19 protein-coding genes are annotated in these 19,292 nt (G+C 39.4%); 7 read left to right on the forward strand and 12 right to left on the reverse strand.

The window, feature by feature from the left end; translation table 11 throughout:
* The first annotated feature begins 125 nt into the window (after positions 1-125).
* Positions 126-815 (forward strand): cysteate racemase, encoded by a 690-nt coding sequence (gene cuyB, locus FE394_RS13400; protein ID WP_319926873.1) that lies wholly within the window; start codon positions 126-128, stop codon positions 813-815.
* 132 nt (positions 816-947) lie between these two features.
* Here cuyB and FE394_RS13405 read toward each other — a convergent pair whose 3' ends face one another.
* The 5 genes from FE394_RS13405 to FE394_RS13425 all read right to left on the reverse strand — a co-directional run bounded on the left by FE394_RS13405 (position 948) and on the right by FE394_RS13425 (position 4,408).
* Positions 948-1,745 (reverse strand): GIY-YIG nuclease family protein, encoded by a 798-nt coding sequence (locus tag FE394_RS13405; protein WP_319926874.1) that lies wholly within the window; start codon positions 1,743-1,745, stop codon positions 948-950.
* Positions 1,746-2,085: 340 nt separating this feature from the next.
* Positions 2,086-2,388, reverse strand: a complete 303-nt coding sequence (locus FE394_RS13410) for a hypothetical protein (RefSeq protein ID WP_319926875.1) — start codon at positions 2,386-2,388, stop codon at positions 2,086-2,088.
* Complete coding sequence (locus FE394_RS13415; RefSeq protein WP_319926927.1) at positions 2,339-2,563, reverse strand: hypothetical protein; 225 nt, start codon at positions 2,561-2,563, stop codon at positions 2,339-2,341. Before FE394_RS13415 ends, FE394_RS13410 begins: the two co-directional genes overlap by 50 nt.
* Positions 2,560-3,318, reverse strand: coding sequence for an FCD domain-containing protein (locus tag FE394_RS13420; RefSeq protein WP_319926876.1), 759 nt, complete (start codon positions 3,316-3,318; stop codon positions 2,560-2,562). Before FE394_RS13420 ends, FE394_RS13415 begins: the two co-directional genes overlap by 4 nt.
* 109 nt (positions 3,319-3,427) lie before the next feature.
* Positions 3,428-4,408: a TRAP transporter substrate-binding protein gene (locus FE394_RS13425; protein ID WP_319926877.1), complete on the reverse strand. Its 981-nt coding sequence runs from the start codon at positions 4,406-4,408 to the stop codon at positions 3,428-3,430.
* Positions 4,409-4,666: 258 nt separating this feature from the next.
* On the opposite strand from FE394_RS13425, the gene FE394_RS13430 reads away from it, so the two are divergent.
* The 6 genes from FE394_RS13430 to FE394_RS13455 all read left to right on the forward strand — a co-directional run bounded on the left by FE394_RS13430 (position 4,667) and on the right by FE394_RS13455 (position 11,769).
* Positions 4,667-5,152 carry a TRAP transporter small permease gene (locus FE394_RS13430; RefSeq protein WP_319926878.1) on the forward strand — a complete coding sequence of 162 codons (486 nt, stop codon included), beginning with the start codon at positions 4,667-4,669 and terminating at the stop codon, positions 5,150-5,152.
* A 45-nt stretch (positions 5,153-5,197) separates the two neighbouring features.
* The gene (locus tag FE394_RS13435) at positions 5,198-6,508 is read left to right on the forward strand and encodes a TRAP transporter large permease (protein ID WP_319926879.1); all 1,311 of its coding nucleotides are present in this window, start codon (positions 5,198-5,200) and stop codon (positions 6,506-6,508) included.
* Between the two features lie 130 nt (positions 6,509-6,638).
* Complete coding sequence (uxuA, locus tag FE394_RS13440) at positions 6,639-7,829, forward strand: mannonate dehydratase (protein WP_319926880.1); 1,191 nt, start codon at positions 6,639-6,641, stop codon at positions 7,827-7,829.
* Between the two features lie 20 nt (positions 7,830-7,849).
* On the forward strand, positions 7,850-9,337 hold the full coding sequence (locus tag FE394_RS13445; protein WP_319926924.1) for a fructuronate reductase: 1,488 nt from the start codon (positions 7,850-7,852) through the stop codon (positions 9,335-9,337).
* Positions 9,334-10,758, forward strand: a complete 1,425-nt coding sequence (uxaC, locus tag FE394_RS13450) for a glucuronate isomerase (protein WP_319926881.1) — start codon at positions 9,334-9,336, stop codon at positions 10,756-10,758. The genes FE394_RS13445 and uxaC overlap by 4 nt, the downstream gene beginning before the upstream one ends.
* Positions 10,759-10,794: 36 nt before the next feature.
* Positions 10,795-11,769 carry a sugar kinase gene (locus tag FE394_RS13455; protein ID WP_319926882.1) on the forward strand — a complete coding sequence of 325 codons (975 nt, stop codon included), beginning with the start codon at positions 10,795-10,797 and terminating at the stop codon, positions 11,767-11,769.
* Positions 11,770-12,181: 412 nt separating this feature from the next.
* Here FE394_RS13455 and FE394_RS13460 read toward each other — a convergent pair whose 3' ends face one another.
* From FE394_RS13460 to FE394_RS13490, 7 genes are all read right to left on the reverse strand, one after another.
* Positions 12,182-13,375 carry an MFS transporter gene (locus tag FE394_RS13460; RefSeq protein ID WP_319926883.1) on the reverse strand — a complete coding sequence of 398 codons (1,194 nt, stop codon included), beginning with the start codon at positions 13,373-13,375 and terminating at the stop codon, positions 12,182-12,184.
* A 79-nt stretch (positions 13,376-13,454) separates the two neighbouring features.
* On the reverse strand, positions 13,455-13,964 hold the full coding sequence (locus FE394_RS13465) for a GNAT family N-acetyltransferase (protein WP_319926884.1): 510 nt from the start codon (positions 13,962-13,964) through the stop codon (positions 13,455-13,457).
* A gap of 30 nt (positions 13,965-13,994) precedes the next feature.
* Positions 13,995-15,278 carry a hypothetical protein gene (locus tag FE394_RS13470; protein WP_319926885.1) on the reverse strand — a complete coding sequence of 428 codons (1,284 nt, stop codon included), beginning with the start codon at positions 15,276-15,278 and terminating at the stop codon, positions 13,995-13,997.
* Positions 15,262-16,209, reverse strand: a complete 948-nt coding sequence (locus tag FE394_RS13475) for a nitroreductase family protein (protein WP_319926886.1) — start codon at positions 16,207-16,209, stop codon at positions 15,262-15,264. The genes FE394_RS13470 and FE394_RS13475 overlap by 17 nt, the downstream gene beginning before the upstream one ends.
* A 32-nt stretch (positions 16,210-16,241) precedes the next feature.
* Positions 16,242-17,432 carry a YcaO-like family protein gene (locus FE394_RS13480; protein ID WP_319926887.1) on the reverse strand — a complete coding sequence of 397 codons (1,191 nt, stop codon included), beginning with the start codon at positions 17,430-17,432 and terminating at the stop codon, positions 16,242-16,244.
* Positions 17,433-17,435: 3 nt separating this feature from the next.
* On the reverse strand, positions 17,436-18,212 hold the full coding sequence (locus FE394_RS13485) for a SagB/ThcOx family dehydrogenase (RefSeq protein WP_319926888.1): 777 nt from the start codon (positions 18,210-18,212) through the stop codon (positions 17,436-17,438).
* Positions 18,193-18,963 carry a SagB/ThcOx family dehydrogenase gene (locus tag FE394_RS13490; RefSeq protein WP_419836342.1) on the reverse strand — a complete coding sequence of 257 codons (771 nt, stop codon included), beginning with the start codon at positions 18,961-18,963 and terminating at the stop codon, positions 18,193-18,195. The genes FE394_RS13485 and FE394_RS13490 overlap by 20 nt, the downstream gene beginning before the upstream one ends.
* Positions 18,964-19,292: the final 329 nt, after the last annotated feature.

The following is a 19,292-nucleotide window of genomic DNA, read 5'->3' on the forward strand; positions in this document are numbered from 1 at the left end:
TCTACCTTTTTATTTATTGGATTGCATAAAATGGTTTATGCAAATAAAGCATGACACATAGAAATATTGCAATTAATAAACTGTAATCACTATGCCATCATAACGATTATTTACTGAGGTGGCATATGAAAAAAATAATTGGCGTTCTTGGTGGCATGGGACCCGCAGCAACAGTGGATATAATGGCAAAGATAATTAATAATACACCTGCTAATTGTGATCAGGAACATATTCCAGTGATCGCTGTTTCATTCCCTGATATTCCTGACAGAACAGCAAGCATACTCTCTGGTGGTGAATCACCGTTGAATAAGATGTTGGTTACATTGAGAATATTAGAAGAGGCAGGAGCGGGATGTATTATTATGCCGTGTAATACCGCACATTATTGGTATGATGAACTAAAAGCATCGACTAAAACTCACTTCATAAATATGATTGAAGCTACTTGCACTAAAATAGTGAGTGAAGAAATTAATAACGTTGCGATTCTTGCTACAACAGGAACGATAAAGTCAGGACTTTATCAAGAAAGGTTAAAAAAAGAGAAGGTGAATTTTATCATTCCTGATGATATTCAACAGGAAGTTATTATGGAAAGTATTTTTACTTATAAGGGTGGGGATGAAAAAAGGGCTTATCGGTTAATGGAAACTGTTATTACTCAGCTTAAAAATATTGGAGTGGAAAGGTTTATTATGGGATGTACGGAGATACCGATTATTCTTAGTGGTTGTAGTGATAAAGAGAGATATATTGATGCTACGGAGGAATTGGTTAGGAAAGTGGTGGCGTGGTATTATTTCGGCTATTGATCGTGTATTCATAAAAATAAATATTATATCTGAAGGAAAATGCATTGAATACATGGGCTTGCTATTTATATAGATATTCCTATGGTGTTATTTTTTATCAAATTTATATAGGATAATTAAATATGAAAACTACTAAAATATAGGAAGATCTTGGTCTAAGAGTGGAGAACGCTGAGGTATTTTTTTTAATAACATTAAGTATTGCTTTTGTAAATAAAGTAAAAGATTCATGTTATCTTCATTTGATAAAATTACAATTTTATATTGTATTATATCATCATGTTTAGTAATGGTACAAAGATTATGACCACCTATAATATTAAAATCATAATAGGAGAAACTAAATAATTTCATGATGGAAAATATTTTGTCATTATTAATGTTGTGGTCTTTTATTCTAAATAATAAGTTGTTTTCTGAAACATCATATTGATAAACTAAACGATTTTTTCTAATCAGGATGATTTTCAGTAGACGTATTATTTTTTCATGTTTAAGTGTATTTTCTTTTAGATGGTTTATATGTTTATTAATTCTATTATTAAGTGTTTTATATTGATAATTACGTTTTTTATTAAATATTTTTGGTTGATGTTGGATTCCTTTTTGAAGTTCTTCTGTTATTGAACCGGATTCAATGAAATAATTTATGTGTTTTAATGCTAGATCAAGAGAAGAGTAAGAAAATATTTCTGTGTATCCATCTTTTTTCTCTAATTTAATAGCATGTTTTGAAAGTAATAAGTGTAGTGATTTTTCCAATTTAGATACTACATCGGGTGTGGATAATAGTAGGTATGAAGCACCATAATCAACTTCTCCCCAGTGGCGTTTTAAGGTTTGTACTCTATTGTAAATGTTGTTGGTTTTTCCAATTTTTATTATATTTTTATTTTTATAAACAAGAATATAAAGATTGGTTCTGTTCATACGAAAAATACCAAATTTATCTGAGGTAACTTTATCATATTAGTATAATTTATTTAAAAGGAAATGCCAGCTATCCCAATTGGATAATACCAACTTTAATATACGAGATTGTAGATATCTTAGGAAAAATAAGTCACAACTGAATCTCTTACTCAAAAAGAGATGTTAGTGGCGACTTAACCAAAGTTAAGATATTGGTGGTAAGCCAAGCTCTTTTAAAAATTGGTTATGTGTTTCCGTTGCTTTAATAGCCTTTTCTTCCAATTTTCTCAACTCAGTATGCATTGAGAGTAAATCAATTTTCTCTTCTGGTTTGGCAGTACTTACATAACTTCATCGCTTAAGAAGTGGTATCCATGTAGTAAAAAGGCAAAATCTGCGGCGGATTTAGGTGCCAATCCCATATTGGGATAACGCTGACATCTAAGCTGATGTAGCTGTATTCGCCGCGTCGGATATTGATTGCGATACTCTCCAGCGGATAAGGCCCGGGGCTCGCGAGTGCATTTGCATAGATCCCTTTGGTGATGCGCACCAACAAATCGGCCTTGATAAGGCGATCAATGGACTTTTTCAATGTTCGTGGAGCTTCATCAGCAAAGATGATCGCCAAATCCTGCAAGAGGAAAATGTTTTTTCCCATCTTGCCGAATACAGCCTAATTTAACCATCGACAGATAGTTTTGTACTGTTTTTTCGTCACGTGTTGCAATACGCCGATTGCCTTGCCCTTGTCTGCCATAACCACCGTGCGAGTGAGCCAGCGCATGATCGTCTGCGATATTGCTAGCTCTGAATGGATGGAGGTACAATCTCACTTCCCAATCCCAACCGGATAAGACTCAAACAAATACCCATCAAAGTCAGGATCATCGACATCCGATAACTCCAGCAATCGCTGTTTCACGTTTTCCAGATGCTGCCACATGGCTTGTTTCGCGGCCACAGGGTCTTTTTTGACCATAGCAGCTAAAATCGTCTGATGGTCATTCAGCCATTCCCGGCGGTAATCGGTATGCGTGATCCGGCTGTGCAATTTCATCCACATCGGGTTATTTTCGCGCCATGTCCAAGATTGTTTTAGCAGTTCAACCAGCATGCTGTTATGCGTTGCTTGCGCGATGGCCAGATGAAATTCTCTGTCGCCAGACTCATCTTCACCCGATTCCAGATCGTTTTTTTCTTTTTCTAATGCCTGACGCATATTTGTAATATCGATTGGTGTCACTTGGGTTGCCGCGAATTCAGCAATATTGCTTTCCAGTAATTGGCGAGCTTGCAATAGTTCGAAAGGCCCTGCCGCATTTTCCGCATAAGTCTCAGCGGTTTTTGGCAGGTTGATGATGTAAATTCCCGAATTCCGGCCATAACCTTTGCGGACTTCAATCAGGTTCTCTAATTCCAGCATGATGATCGCTTCACGAATCAGGGCGCGGGAGACACCAAGCATATCTGCGATTTCACGCTCAGGAGGGAGGCGATCACCGATCTTATAGTGCTCAGTAGCAATGATTTGGCGTAATGAGTGGCCCACTTCCTGATAGGGCCGTTTGAGGTCTTCAATGTTCATCATTAATGTCGCTGTAGGTTAGTGTGCGTAAGGTGAACGACTAAAAATGATCTCATTTTAAGGTATTGCCGCCAGAAATATAACTACCCATTGTTTAGATAAATGGAGGTATTTATTCAATTGTACGGATGCGATCTACCATTTTAGATAGTTCAGGGTTGGTTTTAGCAATGTCGTCATACATAGGTTTAACCGCCTCTTGGAAAGTCACTTTGTCCACGGCAATAAACTTAACATTCTGTTTTTCTGCTTTGGCGCGTTCTTCATTCTCTGATGTTTCCCAAAGTTGAGTCATATATTTTGAGGAATTCAGCGCGGCTTTTTTCACTATCGCTTGTTGTTCATTCGTCAGTTTATTTAATGATTTTGTCGAGATTAGCAGCACGTCGGGGATCATCGTGTGTTCATCAAGCGAGAAGAATTTCGCGACTTCACTATGACGGCTTAAGGTAAAAGAGGGGATATTATTTTCCGCTGCATCAATAACACCCTGTTGTAATGCGGTATAAAGTTCACCATAAGCCAAGGGGGTCGGGTTGCCTCCCAGCGCTTTTACCATTGAAATTGCTGACGGGCTGGGTTGTACACGAATTTTCAGATCTTTTAGATCGTCAGGTGTACGGATCGGTTTTTTTGCATAGAAACCGCGTGACCCGGCATCATAGTAGGTCAGGCCGATAAAGCCGCTATTCTGGCTTGAACTGAGGATTTCTTTACCGATCTCGTGGCTGAGAATTTTTTGGTAGTGGGCTTTATCGCGGAACAAATAGGGCAGGTTAAAGGCGGAGTAGGCCGGAGAAAACGCTTCTAATTCTGCGGCATTGGATTTAACGATATCCAAAGCTCCGTTTTGCATCAATTCCATTGATTCACGCTGATTGCCCAGTTGCGCATCCGGATAGATACGGATGCGTATTTCGCCATCGGTTTTTTCTTTCACTTCATCAGCGAATTGGATCATGGCCTTATGAACTGCATGGTCGCGGTTTTGATTATGACTGAGTTTAAGTGTTGTTGCGGCAAAAGCCTGTGATGCGCTCAGCGCAAACAGCGCACCAATCACTGTATACAAAACGTGTTTGCTGTTTTTCATTTTATTCCCCAGAGGTAAGGATCAGGTTTTTGTTATTTTCTGCGTGTAAACAGTAGCCATCACCAATGGGTTAAGCAAAACATAAAAACCAATTGGTTGACCATGATCGCAAATTAAGCCAATTATTGGTTCACCAATTTAAACTGTGATCTGATTCGCTTCTTTTCATTTATCAGTTCTTCTATGCTTTAAAGACCGATATGGAGATTGGTTTTACCTTAGTTTTATTGGTTAACCAAAAATGTAAAGGCAAGGCGTATGAAAAATTTTGTAGTGATTGTTAATAAAAGTTTGGCCTTTTTTACTATCTGCCTGTCGGTCTTTCTGGTTTTCTGCGTGTTATGGCAAGTGATTTCTCGTTATGTCTTAAGCGTACCCAGCACGGTGACAGATGAACTGGCGCGTTATCTCTTTATGTGGGTTGCCATGATTGGCGCTGCTTATACGACGGGTCAGCATCGTCATCTTGCTATCGATCTGCTGATGCTGAAATTAACCGGAATAAAGAAGAGTGTTGTCGGCCTGATTATTCAGGTGGCCATCATTGCATTTGCGGCCATTGTGCTCATTTACGGTGGTTGTGTTCTTGCCTCATCAACGCTGGCAAGCGGTCAAATCACGCCTTCATTAGGATGGCAGATGGGTTACATCTATTTATGTCTGCCCGTCAGTGGTGCATTCATGATTTTCTATGCGCTGGTTGATGTTATCTCAATTATTCAACATTTTTCAGGTCAACCATAATGGGTTGCCGGTAAATAATAAGTTGTGGCGATGTGAGGTTATAAGATGGATTGGTATGTGATTTCCGCGCTTTTTGGCATATTTGCGGTGCTGTTGGCGCTCAGTGTGCCCGTTTCATTTGCGATAGGTTTGTCCTCGTTAGTTGCAATTATGCTCACGTTACCGTTGGAATCTGCTATTGCTGTTGTTTCACAGCGTATGGTGGCAGGCGTTGATAACTTTTCTCTATTGGCGATCCCATTTTTTATTCTTGCAGGAAATATCATGAACCAAGGCGGGATTGCTGCCCGTTTGATCAATCTGGCAAAAGTCATTGGCGGCCGTTTACCCGGCTCATTAATGCACGTCAACATTATGGCCAATATGCTGTTTGGAGCTATTTCCGGTTCGGCAGTGGCATCAGCGGCTGCGGTAGGCGGCACAATGGCGCCGATGGAGAAAAAAGAGGGTTATGATCCTGCGTTATCTGCTGCGGTGAATATTGCTTCTTGCCCTTCCGGACTGCTGATCCCTCCCAGCAATACGTTGATTGTCTATTCGTTGGTTTCTGGTGGAACATCTATTGCAGCCCTGTTTTTGGCGGGATATATCCCCGGCATTATCATGGGAATTTCACTTATGATCGTATCCGCCATCATCGCAAAGCGACGATCTTATCCTGTTGCTTCCCGAGCAACTTGGAACGAATTTTTTAATGTTGCGTGGAAAGCCACACCGTCATTAATGCTGATTGCGGTCATTATGGGCGGAATTATTGGTGGAATTTTTACGGCGACGGAAGCGTCTGCGATTGCGGTTCTCTATAGTTTTGTGCTGGCGGTGATCATCTATCGCGAAGTGAGTTTCAGGCAATTACCTAAAATCATCCTTGATTCAGCGGTCACTACCTCGATTGTTCTGCTGTTAATTGGCGCTTCAATGGGCATGTCCTGGGCGATGGCAAACGCGGATCTGCCGTACCTGATAGCGGATATGTTAATGGCCGTTTCTGATAATCCGCTGACGATCTTGCTGGTGATTAATATCATCCTCCTGATTGTCGGGATATTTATGGACATGACGCCCGCAGTCCTGATCTTCACGCCGATCTTTTTACCCGTTGCGCTGGATATGGGAATCGATCCGGTTCATTTCGGCATCATCATGACATTTAACTTGGCGATTGGGATTTGTACGCCACCCGTCGGCAGTGCGTTGTTTGTCGGTTGTTCAGTGGGTGATGTCAGTATTGATAAAGTCTTAAAGCCGCTGATCCCGATGTATATTGCGCTGATCGCGGCGCTGGCTCTGGTCACTTATCTGCCTCAGTTGAGTTTATGGCTACCCGAATTGATTCTGAACTATACCCCTGCTTAACGTATCTTCCTTTTTATTGGTCAACCGAATGAAAAAGGCGAAGGGTGTAGAAGCGAAAACTGTTTATAACGGAATGTTTGTAAAGGAATGTTTATAAGGGAATGTTTATGAAGGAAAGAAGAGGTCAATCATGAAACAAACTTGGCGTTGGTATGGCCCGATAGATCCCGTTTCGTTGGCTGATATCCGTCAGGCGGGAGCAACAGGGGTAGTGACGGCGTTGCATCATATTCCCAATGGCGAAGTCTGGCCTGTCGAGGAGATAGAAAAGCGTAAGACTCTGATTGAATCTAATCAGCTTGAGTGGTCGGTGGTGGAAAGTGTGCCCATCCATGAAGATATCAAAACGCATACGGGAGCATATGATCAATGGATAACAAATTATCAGCAGACTTTGCGTAATCTCGCTGCCTGTGGGATCAAAACGGTGTGTTATAACTTCATGCCTGTTCTGGATTGGACACGTACTGATTTGGAATATCAATTGCCTGATGGTTCAAAAGCACTTCGTTTTGATCAAATAGAGTTCGCCGTTTTTGACATTCATATTCTACAACGTGAAGGAGCAGAAAAAGATTATACAGATGAAGAAATTGCGCAGGCGAAGATACGTTTTGCAGCAATGACAGAAGAAGAAAAACAAAAACTTATAAATACGATCATAGCGGGTCTTCCCGGAGCGGAAGAAGGCTATACCTTAGAAGAATTTCGCCAACATCTGGGACGTTATTCAGGTATTGATAAGGCTAAATTGCGTGGTCACTTTGCCTATTTCCTGAGAAAAGTTATTCCGGTTGCAGAAAAAACCGGTATCAAAATGGCAGTTCATCCTGATGATCCGCCTCGCGAGATATTAGGTCTGCCACGCATTGTTTCGACGTTGGATGATATGCGCTGGATAGCCGAAACTGTAGACAGCCATGCCAACGGTTACACGATGTGTACCGGATCTTACGGGGTGCGCGCAGATAATGATTTGGTGAAGATGATCAAATTATTTGGTTCACGGATCTATTTCCTGCATTTGCGTTCGACCCTGCGTGAAGAAAATCCACGAACATTCCATGAAGCCGCTCATCTTGCGGGTGATGTGGATATGTATGAAGTCATCAAGGCGGTAGCAGAAGAAGAGTATCGTCGGCGGGAAGCGGGTGAAGAGCATCTTATTCCGATGCGTCCTGACCACGGGCATCAAATACTGGATGACCTGAACAAGAAAGTAAATCCGGGTTATTCAGCGATTGGTCGCCTCAAAGGGCTGGCTGAGATCCGTGGTCTTGAACTGGGCATTCACCGTGCGTTTTATCGGGATAATCCCTGAACCTAATAAGGTGAAACATGATGGAAAAAAATCTTGTTAACGCCATGATATCCGTTCCGCTGCCTGATTGGACAACCGAGCGGCTTACTGCGCGTATCGTTCATTTAGGTTGTGGGGCGTTTCACCGCGCCCATCAGGTTGTTTATACCCATCATCTGTTGGAGCAAACGGACAGCGATTGGGGATACTGCGAAGTTAATCTGATGTCGCAACAAAGTGCCTTACTGATTGAAAATCTAAAAAAACAATCAATGCGCTATACCGTCGCAGAGCAAAGTCAGGATGTAACGACATTAAAAATCATCGGTTCGATAAAAGAGGCGATGCACCCATTAATTGATGGTGCTCAGGCCATCATCGAAAAAATGGCAAGTCCTGAAGTTGCTATCATTTCTTTGACTGTGACGGAAAAAGGCTATTGCATCAATGCTGCAACAGGGCATCTGGATCTGAATAATCCATTGATTATTCATGATCTAGCCACGCCATCCTCCCCACGTTCTGCCATTGGTTATATTACCGCTGCATTAAAATTGCGTTTTGAACGTCAGCGATCGCCGGTAACCATTTTGTCGTGCGATAACGTTCGGGAAAACGGTCATGTTGCCCGTCAGGCTGTATTGGATTTGGCGCGTTTGCAAGATGAGACGCTGGCACACTGGATAGAACAGCGAGTGACATTTCCTTCTACGATGGTTGACCGCATTGTGCCGGCAGTGACACCGGAAACTTTAACTGAAATTGCCCGGTTGTCAGGGTGGAAAGACCCTTGTGCCATTGCCTGTGAATCTTTCCGTCAGTGGGTGATTGAAGACAATTTTGCAAACGGGCGCCCGGATTGGGATCGGGTTGGCGCGCAATTTGTGGAAGATGTTACACCATTTGAAATGATGAAACTGCGCATGTTAAACGGTGCCCATTCATTTCTTGCTTACTTGGGTTATTTGGGCGGCTATGTGCATATCTCCGATACCATGACAAACGCGGACTATCGCCGCGCAGTCCACACCCTGATGCTGAATGAACAAGCACCAACGCTGTTGATGCCGGAGAATACCGATTTAGCCACTTATGTGGAGAATTTGCTCGAACGGTTTGCTAATCCCTCCTTAAAACATCAAACATGGCAAATTGCGATGGATGGGAGTCAAAAACTGCCGCAACGTTTGCTCGACTCCACCCGTTGGCATATTGAAAAAGGAAGTGATTATCGATACCTGGCATTAGGCATTGCAGGATGGATGCGTTATGTCAGTGGCGTAGATGAGCAAGGCCAGCCCATTGATGTGCGTGATCCATTAAAAGAGGTTTTTGCTGCTATTTACGCCAAGCATGGGCTTTCTGTTGCCGTGGTTGAAGAGTTATTGGCAATTGAATCAATCTTTGGCGAAAAGCTGATTAAAAACCGTGATGTTGTCGACAATGTAGTCAGAGCATACCAACGATTACTGGATGTTGGTGCACGTCAAACTGTCGCAATCCTGTGCTCCCAAGGTGAAAAACAATGAAAGCCTTTATGCCTGAAGATTTTTTGTTGAGTAATGATATTGCCTGCCGTCTTTATCACGATTACGCCGCCATGATGCCGATTTATGATTATCACTGTCATTTAAAGCCAAAAGAGATTGCGCAAAACCGTCGTTTTGACAATCTTGGCCAAATTTGGCTGGAAGGCGACCATTACAAGTGGCGTGCCATGCGCTCGGCAGGGATCGAGGAGGCATTGATCACCGGCTCTGAAACCAGTGATTATGAAAAATACCTCGCATGGGCAAAGACAGTACCTATGACGATTGGCAATCCGCTTTATCATTGGACGCATCTGGAATTGCGTCGCCCGTTCGGTATTACCGGAAAATTATTCGGCCCTGACACCGCAGAAGTTATTTGGCATGAAGTGAATGAAAAACTTGCTCAGCCTGAATTTTCTGCCCGTGGAATTATGCAGCAAATGCAGGTGTATATGGTGGGAACAACCGATGACCCCATCGATTCTCTGGAATATCACCAACAAATCGCAGCAGATAAAGACTTTACCATCAAAGTATTGCCAAGCTGGCGTCCGGATAAGGTCTTTAAAATTGAATCAGAGGGTTTTTGCCATTACCTCAAACGGCTGGAAGAGGCTGCTGATGTGGCTATTGTGCGCTTTGTCGATTTATTGGCGGCATTGGAGCGTCGTCTGGATCATTTTGAATATCACGGTTGTGTGGCATCGGATCATGGGATTGAAAATCTGCGTTACGCGGCGATCCCCAGCCCACAATCTTTGGATAATATTTTGCAAAAACGTCGGCAAGGGCAACTGCTCAATGAATTAGAAATTGCACAATTCACGACTGCCGTACTGGTTTGGTTAGGCAAGCAATATGCGAAGCGAGGTTGGGTGATGCAGCTGCATATCGGTGCATTACGCAATAACAATACGCGCATGTTTAATCTGTTAGGGCCGGACAGCGGTTTTGATTCCATTGGCGATAATCCTATTGCTTATCCATTATCACGTCTGCTGGATGAAATGGATATAACAGATGAATTACCCAAAACGATCCTTTATTGCTTAAATCCTCGCGATAACGAAGTGATGGGTACGATGATTGGCAACTTTCAGGGAGGGGGAATCGCCGGAAAAATCCAATTTGGTTCGGGCTGGTGGTTTAACGATCAAAAAAACGGCATGCAACGTCAGTTGAAACAGCTTTCCCAATTAGGGTTATTAAGTCAGTTTGTCGGAATGCTGACCGATTCACGTAGTTTCTTATCGTATACCCGTCATGAATATTTTCGTCGTATCCTCTGCAATATGCTGGGGACTTGGGTCAAAAAGGGTGAAATCCCACACGATGAAAAAATGTTGGGGCAGATGATTCAGAATATTTGCTTCAATAATGCTGAACGCTATTTCTGGTTAAATAAGGCGGTTAAATAAGTCAGTTGAATAAGTCAGTCAGGTAAGGATTAAAGAATGCGTGCCAAAAAAATAGCTTTGTTCGGTGAATGTATGATCGAGTTGAATGGCGAGCCATTTAGTTCAATGACGCAAAGTTACGGCGGTGATGTACTGAACAGTGCGGTATATCTTGCCAGAGCGGGGAAGGATACGCTGGATATCTATTTCGTCACGGCGATGGGCGTTGATCCATTGAGCCAAGGCATGATCTCACGCTGGCAGCAAGAGGGAATTGACACTTCTCTGGTATTGACTGATAGCGAACATCAACCCGGTTTATATCTGATACAGCTTGATGAACAGGGCGAACGAACCTTTCTTTATTGGCGTGATAATTCGGCCGCCCGTTATCTGTTACGACATTCTGACTATCCTGAACTTTGTCAACAATTGGAGGGAATGGATGCGATTTACCTCAGCGGGATCAGTCTGGCGATTTTACCTGAAAGAGATCGTCAATTACTGCTCAATAACTTGAGAAAGTTGTCGTCTGAAGGCAAAACCATTTTATTTGACAGCAATTATCGTCCGGCACTATGGGAGAACGAAGAGCAAACCCGTGAGAGCTATCAACAAATATATGCCATTACCGATATCGCCTTAGTCACTGACGATGATGAAGTGCGGCTCTGGGGAGATACTTCGGTTGACGAAAGTTTTAATCGCCTACAAAAGATGGGAGTCAAACAAGCCATTATCAAAGCGGGAGCGCAGGGCTGTTTTTATCGTGATTTACGCTATCAGGCTGAAATTCAGCATATCGTGGCACAGCCTGTTGTGCCTGTGATTGATACCACTGCGGCAGGTGATGCTTTTAATGCCGGTTTTATTGCAGGGCTGTTGAATGGAGAATCCATTCATGATTCAGCGTTAATGGGGCATCAGTTGGCAGGGGTTGTGATCCAGCATAAAGGGGCGATTATTCCCAAAATAGCAACCCAACATGTTACTGAGCGTTTTTTGATTCGGGCGGAATCCCACAAATTATAGCTTGTGGTGGGTCGTGGATGGTCAGTTCACAGATGATCCGTGATAAGGACTGGAAAAAAATAGGGAAATTGGCCCGGGAAAAAGTTGAATTAGTTAATATATACTTGTAATAGTTCGCTATTATATTAAAGCTAATTTAACTATAAATGCCATAAAAAACGACAAAGTCCCTCGGTAATCACACTTGCAAACGGAATGCGTTCATATAGAGCATAAAATTGTGGGGGCACTTTATTCAGTTATGCGTGTATGTAAGGAGAGTTGAATGAGTTACCCAACTGCCAACCTTTTCAGAAAACTGGCTTGTTGGACTACCTCATCCGGCTCTTATCCTATTTTCCCCACGAATTTTTATGCTTTCAAAATGTGATGCCGGTATTTTGACCCGTTTTTTCCTTTACCCAACGCACCCTCAATGCGACAAAACCTTATGTCCCATAAAATAAAAAAATAAACTAATAAAAATAGCTATAATAAGTGTAATAAATAAGACTATTGGAGTTGCATAACTAAGGATAAACCCAGCCATTATAGGAGAAAAAGCCCCACCAAGATATCGAAGGTTTTGTACTCCATAGTAACCTCCCCTTAAATTTTCAGGTGCAATTCGATCAATAATCATATATTCAGTTGGTATAACCATAATCTCCCCAAGTGTAAAGAACACCATTGAAATAATCCATATTAATATAGATTTATCTGCAACCCAAAAGCCAATTATGCCGATGATAAACATCAACGCACCTAAAAATAAATTTCGCAACGTGTTTTTTTTATGAAAATCTTTACTTATTACATATTGTAATAAAATAACTAATGAGGCATTTACAGGAGTAATAACCCCAAGAATTTTATAAGCAAAATCTTCGTTGTAAACATTTAATAAATACTGAGATATGTAACTAGTGTATTGGCTAAAAACAAGAGAAATGAAAACACTTCCAATAGTGAAATAAATTAAAGAACAATCCTTTGCTAGAATGTTTAATGCTTCAAAAAACTTTAGAGGGGGAGGCGGGGGATAATTTAAATTTATATTTTTTTTAAAGTATCTCTTGCTATGAAAGAAAAAAATTAAAACTACCAACATCGAAAATGATATTCCTCCTGAAATATAAAATGGGACGGTTAAATTTAACTTTGCAGCCATTACTCCGATAGGAGTCCCTATAGCCCAACCAGCATTTGATAGGGTATAGTTAAGCGAAAAAATTTGCGATCTCTGGTCGCTAGAGACCCAATCAGAAATACATGCTTTAGCTGTAATATTTAACATTCCGTTAGAAATATAAATTAAACTTAATATAAATATAATTATCCAAACTGTGGAAATCATTGGGAGCAAAAATAAACTTAAAGAAAAAAGTAGCATACATGAAAATATAACGAAAATTTTATTATATTTATCAGCCAAATATCCACTAAAGAAGTTAAAAAATATACTAATAAGCAAGCTTGCAGTAAGGATAGTTCCAACTATTCCTAATGGGAATTTTAGATTTACAGATATGTATATAGACATAAATGGAAGACTTATTCCTCGTGCAACTGTAGTTGCAAATGTATTCCCAAGAAATATTAATATGGTCGATTTTTGTACTTTCATTATTTACCTCATTATTATTTCTTAAAACTAATAATCATCTATTAAGTTAGGTGACTTCTTAGTTGAAAATTTAACTTTACTACAACTTCTTAAACAAACAAATTTCACGAATCTGGCAGCCAAGCAAACTAACAATTTTATATTTTTTATAAGGTAAAAAACCAATTTTTTTATAAAACCTTAAAGCTCTTACATTATCTTCGACTACCCATAATATTATTAATTTAAAACCTGAAAGTTGCAGGTTTTTAAGCGCTGTATATATCAGCTTCTCAGAGTATCCCATTCCCCAATATTTTGGGTAAAAATAAATGGCTAAAATTGATCCAATATTGGATTCGTCAGGATCTGCACCAAAAGAGCAAAACCCGATTATTTCACCATCATATTCAACAATAAGTGTTTTAGGAAGGTTAATCTCAGAGTAATTTAGCCTTTTCTTCCAAGAGGTTATTTTCTCAGAGAGAGATAATGTATCCAGTTTTTTACTGGGCAGAATATTTTTATATGCCGCCTGCCAAGACTTAACATGTAACAAAGCAATTTCCCTTGCGTCTGATAAATGTGCTTCTCTGATTTTATATCTCATAATAATATTTCACTCTAGAAATAATAAAAATTAAAATGCACTACTGAAATTTAAATGCGTTGGATACGAAGAAATAATTCGATTAAAGTAAGATTGGAATTCGGTGTAAATAAATTCACCATCCATGTATTTTAAATAACGTTTGCGAAGGTTATTTGCCAACACCAATAAACATTCTTGTCCGTTTTCTGCATGAGAACTATTGCTTTCTGATTTATAAATTTCATCAAGAGTATTTAAAATAACATTGTAAATGTTATTTTTATTTATATTTATAGTAACCTCATTAAGTTCTATAATGTTATTTTGAAAAAGACAACTAAACCAGAAAAGGCCATTTTCAGCATCTGAGTTAGTTAAAATACCTCCCGATGAAGAATTTACCCAGTATCCACCACGAAAAGAACGAAGTAATCGTTCAGCTAAAATCAATTCCTGAGTAATAGGTACTAATTCACCGAATAAATCCTTACATAACTCAAGTAAGATCCAGACTGACATATCAACACGAAATTCCTCAATCCCTGCATATTCTAAACCTAAAGGAATTTTTTTTACTGAAGCACCGAATAAAGGAATAGGTCCTGCACCGTGTATTAATTCATGAAGTGTTAACCACAAAGCAAAGGATTGGTCCAATTGCTCTTCAGATATATTTTCTAAAATACTAGGTGCTCCGCTAATTGTAAAATGCATTTTTAGTAACGGGGAAGTTAGATTTTTAAAACGAATTTTAATAATGTTATGGAACAAAATTGAGCGACGATAATTCTTTTGACGGGAAATATCATTCCAACCAGAAAAATAAAATGGGCTAAATAAAGAAATATATTGACCAAGACAATGTCTAAATGGCCCTTCAATTAATCCAATATCATAAAACTCAATATGGCGTCCATGAAAATCAAGTGATGTGCCAAAAAGACGACTCCCAAGTAAACCAAGATTATTTTCTATAATATCAACTAAGTATTTTACATTAGGTGTACGACATGCAGCTAATAAACCTAAAGATGCAGGCTTTCTTTCCATCGCTCTCATAGGTCCTACAAACATAAATTGTTTAACATCTGGACGTTGTCCAAATTCGGCAACTGCATCATCCCAAGAATCATCACCTAATCCTTTTAAAATACCCAGATTAAGCGCCATTTGATCTTGTAGTATTGGAGAAGGTAAAACATCATAAAAACACTTTGTTATCTTAGTTAACTCTCCTTCCCGAACTGCGAGACAGAGTTCATGCCAAGGGAGAGAAGTATCTAAGTCTAATTCTGAAGGTAATGCAATATGTACATTAGTTAAATTTTTCACCTTTTGTCTCCAACGATAAATGCCAAACAGTTGCCGTTTCGTCAACTAAGACATTAGGGTCTTGAACATCCATCATATTATCAATCGATAAATTTAATCCCAATCTTTCTGCAACAAAACGAGCTTGTTCATTAAGATGACCCAAATCGAAAAAAAGGTCTTTCCAAGCCCATGAATGTCGATAGCGCCATTGAAATTGTTCGAAATTCCATTTAACACGAATAAATGCGAAGAATTTTTTAGTATTTTTTTTCACTGAAGAAACTAAATTCAATGAATGATAGCGCATATTATATTCATAATTACTGTTATTAATAGTTACAAATATTGTGAAAGGATGCCGACTTCCTTTTGATGGTACAGCTTTAAGAATCACATCCAAAATATCAAGAAAATTAGCTAACCGAAGTTTCCCAACTGTCCAAAAAAGTAAAAAACCGAGTTTTTCAAATTGTGTTTTCGGTTGATAATCTGATGGATAAAATGCAGGATGCGGAAGGCGACCCACTTTAATAAAAGAGTTGTCTGAATAAATAGATGGAGGAGGCGATATATTTAAAAATTCCTCCATTTGATGTCGATCTTGATTGTAGATATCTGGATCTGAGTAATCTGCATGGAATAGAATGGATTTACCACAAAGATAAGCAGCAACATCGGTTTCGGGCAATGGGAAGTAGTTTTTATCTGTCCAAAATGATTCTCTATCTGACAGGTCAAATAACCCAAGTCGTTTTAATTGTTCAATAATATGATTCCACAATACATCATCCAAATCAAAATAATTTTTAATTGAGCTTAAGTCTATTAAACCATCATCTTCATACAATTTAATTATGATCCTAAAAGCCTCATTAGAAGGTTCCGAGATCTTTGCTTTACTCAATTGTGCTAAATTACAGGTATACCAATCACCAGATGCAATAATCATAGTGAAAAACTTGCTGACTCTAATATATCTATTCATGAGAAAGGATGAAGGTTTTTAATACCTTCACTCCAACAAAAAGGCAAATTAGTGGGAATAATACACTGTACTGAATGAAAACCCAATAATTCAGATAAAGGTGTTGAGCGGTTTATAATCAAACAGTCGTCTGTAACTTTATTAGTTTCATTATAATGGTTGTATGAATAAATGTTTTTCTTACAGGAATCATAAAACTTAAGTTGAATAAGTGTTTTATCAGCAACGTTTTTCATCATATTAGCTTTAAATCCTGAATCTAATTTTGGTTTTTCATCGGGAATAAAAGTTGGCCATATTTCAAAGGCATGTATAAGTTGTCCATACAATTCACTAACAGCATGGTTCTTTGCTTGCTGATTTGAGCTATTAACACCGTTGCCTGTAATTAAAGCAGGGCTATCGATACCATCACCCAAAAATAATGCCAAATAGAAATGGTAATTATCTTCTAGATTGATGTGAGAAAACCAGATAGAAGCACCTAGCTGTTCGATATATAAAGAGAGATCATTATCTATTATATCAGTGTTCGCTATATGCACGGAAGGTAAGCCGTTTTGCCATATGTCTTTCAAAATAGCTCGTTCCAAAGCTTCATAGAACCCGTTTTGGATCGCTTTTTCATATACAGAATGTACAGCCATTCCAGTTGAATCGGCGAAAACTAGTGGATTTTTGACAGTAGCCAGAGATTCAATTTGTACAAATTCGAGAGGTAAAAAGCTTGGGCTACCATCTATCCTGTTGTGACAAGATATCCACCAACGAGGATTATTGGTTTCATGATGAAGGTCTAGAAGATTAAGTATTGCAGAATGAATATGTCCTTTTAATTCTTTCGGTAAAGCAAAATGAATTTCTTCAGCGGGGCGGCAAAAAGCACTTACTCGTTCTACCGCTTCCGCACGAGCTTTTAATAGAGCATAATCAGGATCAGGATCTATGCCTCTACCAACGAGTAAACGTGTGCTACCATCGAAGCATAATACATTTAATATAGCAATGGCTATATATGGTAATGTTGTATTTGAAATATTTTGTTTTATCCACATTCTTGCATAATTATCGGGTAATATTCTATCAGGCCAAGAATATCCATATTCGCGATAAACAGGGGGAAGTTTACATAGTGGATTGTCAAACCATTCTGATAAATAGCTATGGGGTATATTATTTTTAGACATAAATTACCTCTCTATTTTCTTACCCAAAACCATAGCGTAAATCACACACTCCCATGGGAAATTAAGATGAAATGTCGAAGCACATAATTCATCGTCGAAACCACCAATAACAACGTGTGGAATATCTAACTTAGTCGCAGCCAAACAAGCATTTTGAGCTATATGTCCCGTTTCTAATAGCATGTAACGGTAGCCACGGTCCCCATATTTGGGGCAAATTTTCAATATTTCTCCAATCCACATGATAATTGCTGAGACAGATGAGTAATCGATGTGTTGTGTATGAAAAAGCACTGAAAGATCAGATGGTAGGGTTATTTCTTTTTTTTCAAAAAGTTGAGTGGTTGATGGGTCATAAATAAAAGCAGCTAATGGTAAATTCCCTACTTCCCGGCAAAGGATCAACGATGAAATGGGAAACAGTCCACCGGCTGAAGGAGCCGTGCGGCATATACCCATTGGACTGTCGTGAATGACACCATTCGCACACCATAAAATATCTAATAATTCATGAAATGTAAGTGGTATTTCTCCAAAGGTACGCGTAGATTGCCGTGTACGCAATATTTCAGAGAAGTCAGATAATCGAGCATCATGAGGTAAATAATTCGTTTGTAAATTGCTTGGTCTTGACTCAAAAATTAAATCTTTAAATGGGGAAGATGGTTCAAAGAAATGCCCGAAACTTGACATAAAGTGAAAAGCTAAGCTGGATTCTGAATGCTTTGGAAAGCGATCAGCATCAGCAATATCTTCCTTATCAACCGATTGCGACGACATATAAAGGTGCCTCCTCATAACCATTCATGCCCATGATACAATTTGCGTAATCATCCTCGAAAGCCGGAGTTAAAAATGTACTGAAATGAAGAGCTGTACCAAGCAGTATATATTTTTGAGCCAATTCAGCTGTATTTATCATTAGGGTTCGATACGCCCTTGAGTGTCGATATCTATACATATAACGTAACCAGACTGCTGATATTACAAAGGCGCAGGCACATCCTCGTATACGCTCTTGCCCAATACACATTTTAATCAAGTCTTCACATAAGTCCCCATTGCGAATAAGAGCCACACGATGATCCAATGGGTCATAGTGATAGATACCAGTTTCTAAGTCAGATATATTGAACGCAAAAAAGTAACTTTCTAATGCTGAAAATGATGAGTTAAGTAATCTTTCTGGCTGACTGTCGAGATATTGCTCTGCTTCTTTTCTTAATCGACGTGTTTCAATATTGGCAAAATGTAGAATTGTGCTTAACTCATTTTGATCAATTCGTTTCTTCTTCCAAGGACGGTTGGATCTCCGCCGTAGAAGTAATTGATCCATAGGTTCTTCAGGAAGAGACCTTGGAGTAGGAAGGGTAAGATATTTTTTATCGCTATAAATCTTCCAGAAATCGGGCAAAGGTTCTTTTTTTATTAAATTAGACAGCGAATTTCTCTGCTCTTGCATCGAATTACTAGCATTTCTATCTGAGTACGGTAAGTTTCGTGTGCGTAGGTGCATTACGAGGGCTTCCATCCAACCACGATCAATCCAATGTGAAACAGCGTCTTCTCGTGGATCAGTTACCGATGCATCTTGAATGATATTAGATTCATAAAGATTCGATATGACTTCCAATGCGGTGTTTATATCAACTTCAAGAACCTCCGCAAACTTTTCACTGATGACAAAAGTAGGCTGAGAACCGGAAATGCACGCTAGTGCACTCAATACTTTCACATTATATATGACATAAGTTTCTTCTTGTAAAAGAAGATCTATGTGTATAGTCTTACCGAATCGAATGCGGAAAAATGGATTTAGCTTAAGTTCGTTCGGCATATCTACTATAGACACCATATCTT

Source organism: Xenorhabdus littoralis (assembly GCF_033949345.1).
GTDB classification, from domain to species: Bacteria; Pseudomonadota; Gammaproteobacteria; order Enterobacterales; family Enterobacteriaceae; genus Xenorhabdus; species Xenorhabdus littoralis.